Below are 14,820 nucleotides of genomic sequence, written 5' to 3' on the forward strand. Positions count from 1 at the left end.
GCCCCCCTCAATCCTCACAAATGAAACCTTTAAAGCTCTCTTCATTGGAAACCGGGATACCTGCACAATCATCAGGCCCTAGCCTCCATTTTCTTCGTCCCCGTCCGGCCCTTCAACCGATGCCTCGGCCTTATAGAAGGTATAGGACAGGGTAATGGTCTTCACGTCTCGGGTATTCGGGTCTTCTGCAATCGCCGGATCGACATAGAAACTGACCGGCATATCCACACGCTGGCCGGGTTCAAGCGTCTGTTCGTCAAAACAGAAACAGGCGATCTTGCTGAAATACTGTCCGGCCTTAAGCGGCGTTACATTGTAAACCGCCTGACCGGTAACCGGTTTGACCGACATGTTTTCGGCCATGTAATGGGCAAGGTTGTCTTCGCCCAGTTTCACGGTCATTTCGCGCTGCTCGGGCTTGAACTGCCACGGCAGACGGGAATTCACATCGGCATTGAACCGGATTTTGATGGTTTTTTCCGAAACATCGCGCGGCGCATCGGTGCCAACCTGTGTTGTGCCACCATATCCCGTCACCTGACAGAACAGCGCATAAAGCGGGACCGAAGCATAAGACAGGCCAATCATGCCGCCAACAACGGCAACACAACCAAGCAATACGCGCTTGTTGCGCGCCTTTGTTTTGTCCGCATGCTTCTGATCAGCCATATATGCTCTAGCTCATCTTAAGAATGGTGATGGCGAAAAACAGAACCGCCAACCCGCCAAGAATGACAAGAAACGCCCAGTTCTTTTTGCGCCGTTTGGCGTAAAACGCGTCGAGTTCGGCTTTGGTCATTTTGGGCTCGGTCATGCCAGATATCCTCTGATCCAGACATCGGCAACCATCGCCCCGAACAGAACGAACAGATACAGGATCGAATATCCGAACATCTTGTGCGGTGCTTTTTCTTCCGCATTGCGCAACACGCGAACCGCATGACGCAGGAACCACAAACCGGTCAGTCCCGCCGTCACACCGTAAAACACGCCAAGCAACCCGGTCGCGACCGGTACAAACGTGATCGGCAACAACAGGATCGTATAGATCAGCATCTGTTTTTTGGTTGCGGCCTCCCCGGCCACAACCGGCATCATCGGCACACCGACCTTGGCATAATCACCACACCGGAACAGGGCCAGCGCCCAGAAATGCGGCGGCGTCCACATGAAGATGATCAGAAACAGCGCAATCGAATTGATATCGATCCCGCCGGTCACCGACGCCCAGCCGATCATCGGGGGGAATGCCCCGGCTGCACCGCCAATAACGATATTCTGCGGTGTGCTGCGTTTCAGCCACATGGTGTAAACGAACACGTAAAACGCAATCGACACCGCCAGAAGGGCCGCAGCCGCAAAATTGATCGCAACCGCCATGACGGTCACCGAAAGAATGGATAACGCAATCCCCAGCGAAAGCGCCTCGTCGGCGGGCACACGCCCCGCCGGGATCGGGCGGTTCTGGGTGCGTTTCATGTGGATATCAATGTCGCGGTCATACCACATGTTGATCGATGCCGCCGCACCGCTGGCAACGGCAATGCAGGCAATCGCAACCAGTGCCAGGAACGGATGCATTGTTCCCGGTGCAATCAAAAGACCCACGGCACCGGTAAACACCACAAGGGTCATCACACCGGGTTTAAGCAACGCAATATAGTCGCGCACTTCCGACACCGGTAATGCGGCGATGTTATCGATTGCAAGGGTCTGCTGGGCGGCCTGCTTGGTCATGTAATTCTGGTCTTCTTTTCTCGGGGCGGTCGTATGTTCCCCGCCGGGAACCCATGGTCACCGGCGGGGAACGCAAGATCGGATCAATTACTTGATGCGCGGCAGTTCGTCAAAGGTATGGAACGGCGGCGGCGAGCTGACGGTCCATTCCAGTGTATCCGCACCTTCGCCATATGGGTTGGCTTCGGCCTTTTTGCCACGGATGAAGGCATGCGCCACCACCCCGACAAAGAAGATCGTCGCTGCGAATGAAAGATACGCACCATAGGACGAAACAAGGTTCCAGCCCGCAAACGCATCCGGGTAATCGGCATAACGGCGCGGCATGCCGGCCAGCCCCAGGAAGTGCTGCGGGAAGAAGGTCAGGTTGACACCGATAAAGAACAGCCAGAAATGAATCTTGGCGCCCAGATCGGAAATCTCGTAACCCGACATTTTGCTGAACCAGTAATAGAAGCCCGCAAAGATCGAGAACACCGCACCCAGCGACAGCACATAGTGGAAATGCGCCACCACGAAATAGGTATCGTGCAGCGGCAGATCCATGCCGGAGTTCGCCAGGATAACGCCGGTCACACCACCAACGGTGAACAGGAAGATAAAGCCGATCGCCCACAGCATCGGTGCGCGAAGCTCGATCGAGCCGCCCCACATCGTTGCAATCCACGAAAAGATCTTAACCCCGGTCGGCACCGCAATCACCATCGTTGCCGCGGTGAAATAGGCACGCGTGTCAACATCAAGGCCGACGGTATACATGTGGTGTGCCCACACGATGAAACCGACAACACCGATTGCGACCATGGCATAAGCCATCCCGAGATAGCCGAAAATCGGCTTGCGCGAGAAGGTCGAAATGATGTGGCTGATGATGCCAAAGCCCGGCAGGATCATGATGTAAACTTCGGGATGACCAAAGAACCAGAACAGGTGCTGATACAGGATCGGGTCACCGCCACCGGCCGGATTGAAGAAATCCGTGCCAAAGTTACGGTCGGTCAGAAGCATGGTGATCGCACCACCCAGCACCGGCACCGCCAGAAGCAGAAGGAACGCCGTTACCAGCATCGCCCACGCAAACAGCGGCATCTTGTGAAGCGTCATGCCCGGCGCACGCATGTTGAAAATGGTGGTGATGAAGTTCACCGCCCCCAGGATCGAGCTTGCACCGGCAAGGTGCAACGCAAAGATCGCCAGATCAACCGATGCATCGGGATGGCCAAGCGAGGCCGACAGCGGCGGATAAACCGTCCAGCCGGTCCCGGCACCGCTACCGACCACCGCCGACAGCATCAAAAGTGCAAAGGCCGGCACGAGCAGCCAGAACGAAATATTGTTCAGTCGCGGGAACGCCATGTCGGGCGCACCGATCATGATCGGCACGAACCAGTTGCCAAAACCGCCAATCATGGCGGGCATGACAACAAAGAACACCATGATCATGCCATGTGCGGTGACCAGAACATTAAAGAACTGGTGATCTTCGATGATCTGGGTGCCCGGATGGGCCAGTTCCATACGGAACCAGACCGAAAACGCACCACCGATCAGACCGGCAACCAGCGAGAATGCAAGATAGAGCGTGCCGATATCCTTGTGGTTGGTCGAAAGGAACCAACGGGTAAAGAAACCGGGCATGTGATCATCATGCGAATGTGTGTCAGCGTGAGCCATAAATCTCTCCCTCACTCTGCCGAAGCCACGGAAACCGGCGACGGCAGATCAACCGACGCGAACTTCTCCTGGGCCTGTGCGACCCATGCTTCGTATTCTTCCATGGTCACGGCCTTCACCGCGATCGGCATGTAGGCGTGGTTCACGCCACACAGTTCCGAACACTGACCATAGAAGGTGGTGCCTGCATATTCGCCCGGAATGCGGGTCCAGGTTTCGTTCAGGCGGCCCGGCACGGCATCCAGCTTGATGAACAACGACGGCATGGCCCAGTTATGGATCACATCGTCCGATGTCATGATCAGGCGGATATTGGTGTCAACCGGCAGAACGACGGGGTTGTCCACATCCAGAAGGCGCATCTTGCCCTCTGCAACGGCGGTTTCCTCGTCGATCATCAGGGAATCGAACGTGAAATTGCCGCTGTCGGGATATTCATACGTCCAGTACCACTGCTTGCCGATGATCTTCAGCGTCATATCGGCGTCTTCGACGCGGTCTGCGAAATACAGCAGACGGAACGACGGGATCGCAATAATCAGAAGGATCAGGACCGGCGCCACGGTCCATACGATTTCAAGAAGCGTATGGTGGGTGGTCTTGGACGGGATGGGATTCCGTTTCCGGCTAAAGCGGAAAAGAACATAAAGCAACAACAGCAGGACGATCACCGTAACGGCGGTCATCAGCCATGTCAGAAGAATAAAGAAATCATGGCCCTGTACAGCCACCGGCGAAACCGGGTGCTGAAGACCCAGTTGCCATGGCTCAGGCTGACCAACCGCGGCAAGCGCGGCACTATCCAGTCCGGTCAGAACTGCCAATCCCAGCAAAAGAATGGGAAACAGCATCTTGATCGACATGCGAATCTGCCCCCTCGCATTACATCTCAAGGCAATTTGTCCAAAGGAAAGCCACATCGTGACCCTCGACATATACGAACATAACGGGTTGTTCGTTCATCGAAAAGGTATGCCGTGATGACTCAACCATAAATCGGCATAGCCACCAGGATCGCGACGTAACATCAGACAAACCTGATTTTCAAACCCGCATGCACTGCGGCACAACGGTATGGAAGGCGAATAGCCTATCTTAACAGCCTGTTCCAGAAAAAACCTCGCTGCGTTGCACAAAAATATTACTTTTCCTTTCAGGAATTTAGCGCATGGGTTCAATTTTTTTCTAAATCCAATCGCCTACCCTTGCGATAGAAATGGTGCCATTCCTCATCGCGCCGGACCATCATAGCCCGCTTTGCTGCCACGCAACAGACAGGGCAAAATTATCCTTTAGGCGATACAAACCGCAGGTAAAATCCTTATTTAAGTACGGATTTATCGGCATCCCCCGAACGACGCGTGTTTTACCGCCAGAATCACCTCCGTTTGCCCACTTTATCCACAGGCAAAACCATCACAATCAATCATTTACCCTGTTCCGAGTCGTAAAATCATCACTCCCCGTTTCAACACCGGGCCCGGCATGCCCCGACCGCACGCATGAAGTTTTTCGAATGCACCGCACAAAGGTTGATAAACGCGGCGATCTCTGTGATTGTAATCACAAGGAAATCACCGGAAAAAAGCGCACCGGCTTCCGTATTTCGGGACACGAAACCTACATAAAAACGCGCAGATGCCTTTAATTGAGGGAATCTTCCCCAATATCAGGGGAATGGTCTTGCCAAACTGATCGTTTGGCTGAAACCATTCTATGCAAAAGTATTATATTTTTCTGTTCCGGGATGATTTGTCGATTATCATCGGAACAGGATTACCGTGACGTTTCAGATCGAGGTTCGCTCATGTCCCGCCAAGGAAGCAAAAAGCTTTTCACCGCAGAGCTCCGGCTGCTCAACAAGCTGGAAAGTATGAGTGATATCGTCTCCCTGCCGCTACCGGCCCCGTCCCCTGATGGCGGCGGCGCAGTGGGTGGCACGGATATGTCGACACTCCATAATGCGATCGAGGATCTGAAGGCAGAACTTCTGTCCGACATCCGCATCATGATGGAAGAACAGAAGAAGCTGAATGCGCGCGCCGATGATGATGATCAGGACGACGCCCGCAAAGAGCTTCGCATGCTCAAGACCGAAATTCGCGCCCTTGCCAATTCCATTCAGGAAACCAAGCGCGAAATCGCCGCCCTCTATACCGCGCCGGACGACAGCAGCGGCACGCGGATCAACATCGTCAAGGGCGAACTTGATTCCGTCGTCGCCGCGACCGAGGATGCCACCGCCAACATCCTTGAAACCGTCGAAAAAATCGATGCCGTTGCCCATAATATCCGCTCTGCCGCCCCTGATGACTACACGCAAGGGCTTGCCGACGATATCGTCGATCTGGTGGTCAAGGTGTTTGAATCCTGCAACTTCCAGGATCTGACCGGGCAGCGCATCACCAAAGTCGTCAACACCATGAAATATATCGAGGAACGCGTCACCCGCGTGATCGAAATCTGGGGCGAGGATGACTTTGGCGAATTTGATCTGCCCGCCGACCCCAAAGGTCAGGACAATCTCGATAAAACCGTCACCCGCGCACCGCAAAACGTCGAACGCGTCAGTCAGGACGAAATCGATCAGATCTTCTCGCAGGAAGAAATCGACGCCCTGTTTGACTGATCCGTTTACTGGCCTGAAACGTCACCAAAACACCAAAGCCTGCCGGAAACGGCAGGCTTTTCACGTGCAGGGTTTGGTCCCGTGGCCTTAGGCGTGGCCCGCTTCGCCCGAAAGAAGTTCCGGGGCAAAGCCCAGCTTGGCAAAGGCCTGTTCCCATTTGTCTTCGCAATCAACACCAAACAGAAGGTCGGCATCGGCATCGACATGCAGCCAGCCATTGGCAAGAATCTCGTTTTCAAGCTGCCCACTGCGCCATCCGGCATAGCCAAGGGCCAGAATGCTGCTTTTCGGACCTTCGCCCAGCGCAATCTGTTCAAGGATATCGACCGTTGCCGTCACCGAAACACCCGGATCGACATGCAATGTCGCCTCGTTCTCAAAATCGGTGCTGTGCAGAACAAAGCCCCGCCCGCTTTCGACCGGTCCGCCGAAATGCACCTGAATATCTTCAATCGTCGGTGCCGGGCGCGCAATACCAAGCTGTTCAAGCAATTCCGGAAAGGTGATGCTGTCAATCAGCCGGTTGATCACCAGCCCCATCGCCCCATCCTCGTTATGGGCACAGATATAAACCACGCTTTGCGAAAAACGCGGGTCGCGCATGCCCGGCATCGCCACAAGCAGCTTCCCTTCAAGATATTCGCCAGTGTGATCTCTAATTCCCATTCCCGAACTTTTCCTGTGCTGTTCACTCAAGCCTAGCGCGATCCGTCACACATTACCATCGAAAGCCACCCTTGGCGTCGAAACGGGTGAAAAATGACATTGATCAAAGACGCAACGCGCCACTGCGTTACATGTAGGTAGCCTGACACGCAATCGACAGCAACACCGGCATAAAAATATGGTGTTGAAGATCACATCGATGGGCACACTGACCGGCACACCAACCTGCACACATCCCGGTAACGCAGTCGTGCCTTGCCATGAACATCAACAGCTATTAGCCATCGCCACATGGCACAAAGCAGCCGTTTGTGCCATATCCATGAAATGGAACATCATCGTTCCTGCCGCGCCCCGAAAGATGTAAAAAGACTTCACGACCAGAAGGAAGCCACCGTGATCCGATCTTTGTTCCTAGCCCTTGGCCTTGTGATTGCGACTATCCCCCCGTTTGGTGCGGGCGCAAGCGCGCAGACAGCGGCCAGCAACTGGGTTGACGAGGATTTTGCATCACTCCGCCTGATCAGCGCGCGCGATGCCATCAATGGCCGCGATGAAATCCGTCTTGGTCTTGAATTCGAATTGCAGCCCGACTGGAAAATCTATTGGCGCAGTGCCGGGGATGCCGGTTTCCCGCCGCAACTCGACTGGGCCGGATCAACCAATATCGGCGACGGTCAAATCCGCTGGCCCGCCCCGCATCGTTTTTCGATCTTTGGGCTGGAAACCTTCGGCTACAAGGATCACATCATCCTGCCGATTGATGTCCCGGTGACCGATCCCGCACAGGCCGCCCATATCGAGCTTGATGTCGATTATCTGGTCTGTAGCGACGTCTGCATCCCGGCACAGGCAAACTTCACCCTCGATATCCCCGCCAGCCTTTCGGATGGCGCAAACGGCGATACAGCAGGCATCAGCCGCTTTGCCCACGATATCGAAAAATTCGCATCCCGTGTGCCGCTTCGCGGGGACAACCTGCCGATGTCGGTCACCGATATCTGGCAGTCGACCGCACAATCAGGCGAAAATGACCAGACCGTCCTGAATGTCGCGATCACCGGCCTTGATCAGACCGCATCCGACCCGGTCGAAATCCTGATCGAAGGCAATGTCCGCCTTGGCTTTGGCGTGCCGGTCCCGACCGCAACCGATGACGCAACCGGCACACAGCAATTCCGGATTCCGATCTATGGCCTGAAAGACGATCAGACCACGATTGGCGATGACGTGATCGTCACCGTTATTGCAGGCCCCCTTGCCATCGAACAGGACCGCCAGATTGCAGCTTCCCCATCTGGCTCAAGCAGCACCACCAGCAGCAACGCGACGTCTAGCACCAGCATCGCCACCACCAGCCTGTGGTTGCTGGGCGCGCTGGCCCTTCTGGGCGGGTTTATCCTTAATTTCATGCCCTGCGTCCTGCCGGTCCTGTCGCTCAAGGTGATGTCGGCGATGAAGGCCCAAGGTTCTGCGCGCAGTGCGACGCGACGCGGCTTCCTTGCCAGTGCGGCGGGCATCATCACCTCCTTCTGGCTGATCGCGGCCGTCCTGATCGCCATCAAGCTTGCCGGTGGCACGATTGGCTGGGGCATTCAGTTCCAGCAACCCCTGTTCCTGACCGTGATGACGATCATCGTGGCCCTGTTTGCCTTCAATATGTGGGGTCTGTTTGAAATCAATGGCCCGGCCGAACTCGGCAATGCCGCCAACGATACCATCACCGCACGCGAAAAATCCGGTCACCATCTTGGCGGTCACTTCCTGACCGGCATGTTCGCAACCCTGCTGGCAACGCCGTGCTCCGCCCCGTTCCTTGGCACGGCGGTCGGTTTCGCACTGGCCGGCAGCAGCTTTGACATCTTCTGGATATTCACCCTGCTCGGCATCGGGCTGGCCGTGCCCTATCTGGCGATTGCCGCCCGTCCCGAAATCGCCCGCCTTCTGCCCAAACCGGGCCGCTGGATGGGCTTTGTCAAAGGCATTCTGGGCGTGGCCCTTGCTGGCACCGCCATCTGGTTGCTGTCGGTTCTGGCCGTGCAGATCGGGATGGCCGGGGCGATTGCGGTTGGCATCGCCCTTGTCATGGCCGGTATTCTTTTGTTTGCCCGCCATCGCACGACGGTGCAGAAACGCAAATATGTCTTTACCGCACTCGCCACCCTTGGCGTGCTGGCCGCCCTGTTCGCACCGGGCTTTTCCAAGGCCCCGCTCAAGAACACCACATCGCGCACCAGCACCGAAACCCTGCCGTGGCGGCCCTTCGCCCCGGATGAAATCGCCCGCCATGTTGCCGATGGCAAAACCGTGCTGGTCGATATTACCGCCGAATGGTGCGTAACCTGTCAGGTCAATAAAAAGCTGGTCCTTGAAACCGACGATATGACCGCTGCCCTGACCGCCGATGACGTCATCCTGATGCAGGGCGACTGGACCCGTCCCGATCCGGTGATTTCGCAATATCTGGCGGGTTATGGCCGGTATGGCATTCCGTTCAATGCCGTATTCGGGCCCAAGGCACCGGACGGTGTTCTGCTGTCCGAACTGCTCGGCAAACAGGAAGTCCTTGATGCCATCGCCCGCGCATCGGGCGGTACCGACCTTGTGAAAAAGTGATGTGATGCACATCTTTTCGGGATCACGATAAACCGTGACAAAGATTTGAAACCATCGAAACCCCAACGGATATGATTGAAGATCAACCCGTTTTGCTATTTGATGGCCCTAGAGCCTTTTCCGTTTGGATTGAAGCGTTTTGCCGGAGGCATTCTTCTGTCCCGCAAGGAAGGGATCGCAGAGCGTAGCGGGGCTACGGTCAAGATCCCTGACGCTGCGGGGCAGAAGAATGTCCCGGCCCGAAGGGTTCGGGTTTGGCGAACAAAATCGCTTCAATCCCAACGGAAAAGGCTCTACCCAATCACCAGAACAAGGGCGGCAATCAAGCCCCCCGCATGACGGAGAAAACCCCATGACCATCGAAGTCGGCAGCAAACTTCCCGAAGTCACGCTTTTCCGCGCCACCGCCGACGGCCCCGAAGCCGTCAACACCAACGAATTTTTCGCCGGTCGCAAGGTCGTTGTCTTTGCCGTGCCGGGCGCTTTCACCCCGACCTGCTCGGCCAAACATCTGCCGGGCTTCGTTGCCAATGCCGATGCCATCAAGGCAAAGGGTGTTGATGAAATCGTCTGCCTGGCATCGAACGATGCCTTTGTTCTGAACGCCTGGGCAAAGGCCGAAAATGCCGGTGAAAACATCACCATGCTGTCCGATGGCGACCTCGCCTTTGTCAGCAAGACCGGCCTTGAACTCGACCTGACCGGTCGCGGTCTTGGCAAACGCGCCAACCGCTTTGCCATGATTGTCGATGACGGCAAGGTCACTGATCTTGCGGTCGAGGAACCCGGTGCCTTTGACGTGTCGAGTGCCGAAACCGTGCTTGGCAAACTCTAAGCCCGAAACACCTGCAAAAAGCAAAAAGCTCCGCCTGATCCGCGGAGCTTTTTATTTTGATCTCGCATCCTTGCCTTGGGGGCAGGCCCCTAACGCGGCAGCAAAACCGGTATCGGTTCTGACCGGCTGTCAAAATCGCATTCAAAAGTCGGGTCGGTGTGTTTGGCAATGAAATGCACCACACCTTCGCGGAAATCTTCCTTGATCGGCGACCAGCTCATGAAGACACCGCCGCGATTGTCATATTCGCGAATGTCACGGTCATGGGACAGTTCAACAAAACTGTGGCCCAGATCTTCGGTGGCCCCGGCGACAAGCCATGACGGTTTGATCCCGCCATGCCACAGCAGATAGACACCGCCAACATTATCAAGTTTCAGCTCGCTGAAATCATCGATCATGAACAGGCGATAATACTCGCCACGCGGGCTTTTCCGCCATTTGATATCTTGTGCTTTCGGCTGGCGCAAAGTGCCAAGCGACCAGAATCCCATTTCATCCTCCAAGCGCACCAAAACACGCGCAACTGCTCGTTACGCGCATCCCAACGCTGCTTTTGTTTTTATGAACTCGACGATATCCGAAAAATGTAAACTTTTGGTTGACCGATTACAAATCGCGATATCGCAAAATCCTGTTCTTAAACAAGACTTCTTCTGGGTTTCAACCCTGAATATAAGATCATCACCCCGATTTGGAAATACTCAGTCGAACAATTTGTCGATATCGTCCTGACTGATCCCCTCGCCTTCCAACTGCGGACCATTCAGAAGATCGTCATCCTCGTTCTTCGGCGTCCCGTCATCATTTTCGGGAACCGGCAGATCGGTAAAGGCATCCTCGCCCCAGATCAGGATCATGTTGTGAACCCGTTCTTCAACGAATTCAAGGGTCCGAACCACCTTGTTGATACGCTGGCCGGTGATGTCCTGAAAGTTACAGGACTCGAAAACCTTGGTGACCAGAAACGCGATCTGTTCGACATGTTCGGCCACAAAGTCGGATGGTGCCGAATTCTTAAGTGTCATCGCCAGATCGTCGATCTGTTCGGCGGATTCAAGGATCGTATGCGTTGCCATTTCCGTATCCTTGATGATCGCATCAAGTTCGGTGGTCGCACTGACAAGGCGGTCATCCTCGGCCTTCGGATGACGCAGCGACGCGATCTGCATCTTCGCCCTGTGAATATGTTCGTTCATTTCCTCGATCTGCTTGCGGATCAGTTCGAGGTCGTCTTTGTCCGGTTCCGACGCACCCGGACGATTGCTATGGGTAAAATTGCTGCTGACCGGATCGGGCAATACATCCATCGCATCACCATCCGATGCCGGTGCGATATGGGCGGCATCAATACTGCCACCGGCACGCACCGCATCGCGCAGTTGGGCTACTTCCGACCTCAGGGCACGAATTTCATCAAGTACAGCCTGATTGATCCCGGATGCGTCAACGGTCGCAGCCGGTTTCGGCGCTGGCAATGGCGCACCTGCACCCATACCGGTTTCAAGCGTCGGATCGAAAAAGGAATCCGACCAATCTTCGACCACACCACCCGAACGTTCTTTTAAACGGCGTTCTGCGGTGAAAACCTTCTGCACGCGACGTGTCATGGCTGACTTCAATCCTCCGGCAACGGGCTTGACCCGATCCCTGTTCCCCCGATCACCCACCCCCGTGGTCAGATGATCACATTAAAACGAGTATAAGGGTCCAGATTGCTACAAGTCCAATGGGTTTCAAGAACAAGCCCTTGAAAAATAACACCCCGGTCATCTGGCCGGGGTGCGCAAAAAGGTTATGTTGCGTTGCAAATCAAGCAGTTTCAGGCATCCAGCGCAAAACCGGCTTTCTTGCCGCTGCCGTTTCGTCAAGGCGACGACGCGGTGTCAGATACGGCGCATTTTTAAAGAATTCCGCACCACCCGATTCTGCCTTGGCCACCAATGCCAGCACCGCATCGCAGAACTGGTCAATCGATTCCTTGGTTTCCGTTTCCGTCGGCTCGATCAAAAGCGCACCATGCACCACCAGCGGGAAATACATGGTCATCGGGTGGAAGCCCTCATCAATGATCGCCTTGGCAAGATCAAGCGTCGAAACACCGGTATCTTTCAGGAAATCATCGTCAAACAGCGCTTCATGCATGCAATAGCCGGGGAATGCCACGCTCAGCTTGTCTTTCAGACGCGCCAGCAGATAGTTGGCATTCAGAACCGCATCGCCCGACGCCTGACGCAATCCATCCGCACCGTGGCTTTTCATATAGGCCAGCGCACGAATGAACATGCCCATCTGGCCGTGGAACCCTTTCAGACGCCCGAACGGCTTGTTGCCATCCTTCTCGTCTGCCGTTTCCACCAGATGGAATGTCTCGCCCTTGCGCACGACATAGGGGATCGGTGCGAACGGGGCCAGTGCCTCGGAAAACACAACCGGACCCGAACCCGGTCCACCGCCGCCATGCGGGGTCGAAAAGGTTTTATGCAGGTTGATATGCATCGCATCAATGCCAAGATCGGCCGGGCGCACCCGTCCGACAATCGCGTTGAAGTTCGCCCCGTCGCAATAGAAATACCCACCGGCCGCATGGACCAGATCGGCAATCTTGCGAACGTCACGTTCAAACAGGCCACAGGTATTCGGGTTGGTCAGCATGATACCCGCCACATCATCGCCAAGCTTGGCTTCGAACGCGGCAAGGTCGACACGGCCATCTTCGGTGGCCGGGATCGAATCAACCGTGAAACCACATGCCGCGGCGGTTGCCGGGTTGGTCCCGTGGGCCGATTCCGGCACCAGAACACGACGACGGTTTTCACCGCGCGCATCAAGGGCCGCCCGGATCGCCATCATGCCGCAAAGCTCGCCCTGCGCGCCCGCTGCCGGCGACATGGCAACCGCTGGCATCCCGGTCAGAACCAGCAACCAGTGCGCGCAACTGTCAATCAGTTCAAGCGCGCCCTGCACCGTGCTTTCGGGCTGCATCGGATGCAGGTCGGCAAGACCGGGCATCCGCGCAACCTTTTCATTCAGGCGCGGGTTATGTTTCATCGTGCACGAACCCAGCGGGAAGAAGCCAGAATCGATGCCAAAGTTTTTCTGCGACAGGCGCGTGAAATGACGCACCACCTGCGGCTCGGACAGGCCCGGAAGACCAACATCGCTATCGCGATCAAGGCCGCCAAGGCGTGATTTGATGCCCGCTGGCTTCGGAAGGTCAACACCGGTACGACCCGGTTCGCCCATCTCGAAAATCAGCTTTTCCTCGAGCACAAGGCCACGGTTACCGGTATGGGTGGTAAAGCTCATGCCAGCACCTCCTTCAATGCAGACGCAAGGTCCGCGATGTCTTCGTCGGTGTTGGTTTCGGTCGCCGCCACCAGCATGTAATGGTCCAGATCGTCCCGGTTCGGATACAGGCGCGACAACGGAACCCCGCCAAGGACACCCTTGCCAACCAGTGCCTCGACCACCTCGGCTGCCGGTTTGGCAAGCTTGACGGTGAACTCGTTAAAGAAGCTGTCATTGACAAGTTCCGCACCCGGCACCGCATCAATCGCATCGGCGGTCTTGCACGCGGTTTCATGGTTAAGTGTTGCCACACCACGATACCCGTCTTCGCCCAGAAGGCTCATATGCACCGTAAAGGCCAACGAACACAGCCCGGAATTGGTGCAGATGTTCGATGTCGCCTTCTCGCGGCGGATATGCTGCTCACGCGTCGAAAGTGTTAGAACAAAACCACGCTTGCCGTCCTGATCGACCGTTTCACCACACAAACGACCCGGCATCTGGCGTACCAGTTTGCTGGTCGTCGCAAAAAGCCCGACATACGGCCCGCCATAGTTCAGGTTGTTACCAATCGACTGGCCTTCGCCGCAAACGATATCCGCGCCAAAGCTGCCCGGTGACTTGACCGCGCCAAATGCCATGGCCTCGGTAAACACCACGATCAGAAGCGCACCCTTGGCATGGCACGCATCCGCAAGCTTCGTGTGATCCTGAATGCGTCCGAAAACGTCCGGGTACTGGACAACCACACACGCCGTCTGATCATCAATCAGATCGTCAAGCTCATCCGCGGTTGCCTGCTTTTCCGGGTGCCCGTCACGACCGGCAACTTCGGTATCGCTATACTGGCAATAGGTTTCCGTGACTTCACGGTAATGCGGATGCAGACCACCCGACAGAACCGCCTTCTTGCGGCGCGTGGCCCGGCACGCCATCAGAACGGCCTCCGCGCACGACGTTGCCCCGTCCCACATCGATGCGTTGGCCACATCCATGCCGGTGATCGATGCCACCTGGGTCTGGAATTCGAACAGATACTGCAACGTACCTTGCGCGATTTCCGGCTGATACGGGGTATAGGCCGTCAGAAACTCACCGCGCTGGATGATGTAATCGACCGTGGCCGGAACATGGTGGCGATATGCGCCAGCACCCAGGAAACTTGGCACGCTGGCCGTGCCCATGTTTTTGGCGGCCAGTTTCGCCATGTCGCGTTCGACCTGCAATTCACCAAGATGATATGGCAGATCGACCGGCTCGGACAGCAACGCGCCGTCGGGCACGTCGCTATATAACTCGTCAACGGATCCGGCCCCGATGGTTTCAAGCATCGAGGCGCGATCCGCACTGGTTAGCGGAAGATAACGCATAT

At 55.9% G+C, this 14,820-nt stretch carries 13 protein-coding genes; 3 read left to right on the forward strand and 10 right to left on the reverse strand.

The window, feature by feature from the left end; genetic code table 11:
• Positions 1-78: 78 nt before the first annotated feature.
• From TH3_RS17750 to coxB, 5 genes are all read right to left on the reverse strand, one after another.
• A complete protein-coding gene (locus TH3_RS17750) occupies positions 79-669 on the reverse strand; it encodes a cytochrome c oxidase assembly protein (protein WP_007092273.1) in 591 nt (196 codons plus the stop codon).
• Between the two features lie 7 nt (positions 670-676).
• Complete coding sequence (locus TH3_RS23095; protein WP_156487974.1) at positions 677-814, reverse strand: hypothetical protein; 138 nt, start codon at positions 812-814, stop codon at positions 677-679.
• Entirely contained in the window at positions 811-1,737 is a 927-nt protein-coding gene (gene cyoE, locus TH3_RS17755) for a heme o synthase (RefSeq protein ID WP_007092274.1), read from the reverse strand. Before cyoE ends, TH3_RS23095 begins: the two co-directional genes overlap by 4 nt.
• 87 nt (positions 1,738-1,824) lie before the next feature.
• Positions 1,825-3,411, reverse strand: a complete 1,587-nt coding sequence (gene ctaD / locus TH3_RS17760) for a cytochrome c oxidase subunit I (protein WP_007092275.1) — start codon at positions 3,409-3,411, stop codon at positions 1,825-1,827.
• Positions 3,412-3,422: 11 nt separating this feature from the next.
• A complete protein-coding gene (gene coxB, locus TH3_RS17765; RefSeq protein WP_007092276.1) occupies positions 3,423-4,274 on the reverse strand; it encodes a cytochrome c oxidase subunit II in 852 nt (283 codons plus the stop codon).
• Between the two features lie 944 nt (positions 4,275-5,218).
• Here coxB and TH3_RS17770 point away from each other — a divergent pair.
• The gene (locus tag TH3_RS17770) at positions 5,219-6,040 is read left to right on the forward strand and encodes a hypothetical protein (RefSeq protein ID WP_007092277.1); all 822 of its coding nucleotides are present in this window, start codon (positions 5,219-5,221) and stop codon (positions 6,038-6,040) included.
• Positions 6,041-6,127: 87 nt separating this feature from the next.
• Here TH3_RS17770 and TH3_RS17775 read toward each other — a convergent pair whose 3' ends face one another.
• Positions 6,128-6,706 carry a YqgE/AlgH family protein gene (locus TH3_RS17775; protein WP_007092278.1) on the reverse strand — a complete coding sequence of 193 codons (579 nt, stop codon included), beginning with the start codon at positions 6,704-6,706 and terminating at the stop codon, positions 6,128-6,130.
• 396 nt (positions 6,707-7,102) lie between these two features.
• On the opposite strand from TH3_RS17775, the gene TH3_RS17780 reads away from it, so the two are divergent.
• On the forward strand, positions 7,103-9,322 hold the full coding sequence (locus TH3_RS17780; RefSeq protein WP_040061206.1) for a protein-disulfide reductase DsbD family protein: 2,220 nt from the start codon (positions 7,103-7,105) through the stop codon (positions 9,320-9,322).
• A 352-nt stretch (positions 9,323-9,674) separates the two neighbouring features.
• On the forward strand, positions 9,675-10,157 hold the full coding sequence (locus TH3_RS17790; RefSeq protein WP_007092280.1) for a peroxiredoxin: 483 nt from the start codon (positions 9,675-9,677) through the stop codon (positions 10,155-10,157).
• 89 nt (positions 10,158-10,246) lie between these two features.
• Here TH3_RS17790 and TH3_RS17795 read toward each other — a convergent pair whose 3' ends face one another.
• The 4 genes from TH3_RS17795 to gcvPA form a co-directional block, all read right to left on the reverse strand.
• Positions 10,247-10,651 carry a hypothetical protein gene (locus tag TH3_RS17795; RefSeq protein WP_007092281.1) on the reverse strand — a complete coding sequence of 135 codons (405 nt, stop codon included), beginning with the start codon at positions 10,649-10,651 and terminating at the stop codon, positions 10,247-10,249.
• A gap of 210 nt (positions 10,652-10,861) precedes the next feature.
• Complete coding sequence (locus TH3_RS17800) at positions 10,862-11,767, reverse strand: protein phosphatase CheZ (RefSeq protein WP_007092282.1); 906 nt, start codon at positions 11,765-11,767, stop codon at positions 10,862-10,864.
• A gap of 202 nt (positions 11,768-11,969) precedes the next feature.
• Positions 11,970-13,466, reverse strand: coding sequence for an aminomethyl-transferring glycine dehydrogenase subunit GcvPB (gcvPB, locus tag TH3_RS17805; RefSeq protein WP_007092283.1), 1,497 nt, complete (start codon positions 13,464-13,466; stop codon positions 11,970-11,972).
• On the reverse strand, positions 13,463-14,818 hold the full coding sequence (gene gcvPA / locus TH3_RS17810) for an aminomethyl-transferring glycine dehydrogenase subunit GcvPA (protein WP_007092284.1): 1,356 nt from the start codon (positions 14,816-14,818) through the stop codon (positions 13,463-13,465). Before gcvPA ends, gcvPB begins: the two co-directional genes overlap by 4 nt.
• Positions 14,819-14,820 lie beyond the last annotated feature (2 nt).

The organism is Thalassospira xiamenensis M-5 = DSM 17429, assembly GCF_000300235.2.
Taxonomy (GTDB): domain Bacteria; phylum Pseudomonadota; class Alphaproteobacteria; order Rhodospirillales; family Thalassospiraceae; genus Thalassospira; species Thalassospira xiamenensis.

What these genes read in the sequence shown, in the direction of transcription:
- TH3_RS17770 (WP_007092277.1), top strand. Translation starts at nt 5,219, where the DNA reads ATGTCCCGCCAAGGAAGCAAAAAGCTTTTCACCGCAGAGCTCCGGCTG.
- TH3_RS17800 (WP_007092282.1), bottom strand. Translation starts at nt 11,767, where the DNA reads ATGACACGTCGCGTGCAGAAGGTTTTCACCGCAGAACGCCGTTTAAAA.
- coxB (WP_007092276.1), bottom strand. Translation starts at nt 4,274, where the DNA reads ATGTCGATCAAGATGCTGTTTCCCATTCTTTTGCTGGGATTGGCAGTT.
- TH3_RS17775 (WP_007092278.1), bottom strand. Translation starts at nt 6,706, where the DNA reads ATGGGAATTAGAGATCACACTGGCGAATATCTTGAAGGGAAGCTGCTT.
- cyoE (WP_007092274.1), bottom strand. Translation starts at nt 1,737, where the DNA reads ATGACCAAGCAGGCCGCCCAGCAGACCCTTGCAATCGATAACATCGCC.
- TH3_RS17750 (WP_007092273.1), bottom strand. Translation starts at nt 669, where the DNA reads ATGGCTGATCAGAAGCATGCGGACAAAACAAAGGCGCGCAACAAGCGC.
- gcvPA (WP_007092284.1), bottom strand. Translation starts at nt 14,818, where the DNA reads ATGCGTTATCTTCCGCTAACCAGTGCGGATCGCGCCTCGATGCTTGAA.
- TH3_RS17790 (WP_007092280.1), top strand. Translation starts at nt 9,675, where the DNA reads ATGACCATCGAAGTCGGCAGCAAACTTCCCGAAGTCACGCTTTTCCGC.
- TH3_RS23095 (WP_156487974.1), bottom strand. Translation starts at nt 814, where the DNA reads ATGACCGAGCCCAAAATGACCAAAGCCGAACTCGACGCGTTTTACGCC.
- ctaD (WP_007092275.1), bottom strand. Translation starts at nt 3,411, where the DNA reads ATGGCTCACGCTGACACACATTCGCATGATGATCACATGCCCGGTTTC.
- gcvPB (WP_007092283.1), bottom strand. Translation starts at nt 13,466, where the DNA reads ATGAGCTTTACCACCCATACCGGTAACCGTGGCCTTGTGCTCGAGGAA.
- TH3_RS17795 (WP_007092281.1), bottom strand. Translation starts at nt 10,651, where the DNA reads ATGGGATTCTGGTCGCTTGGCACTTTGCGCCAGCCGAAAGCACAAGAT.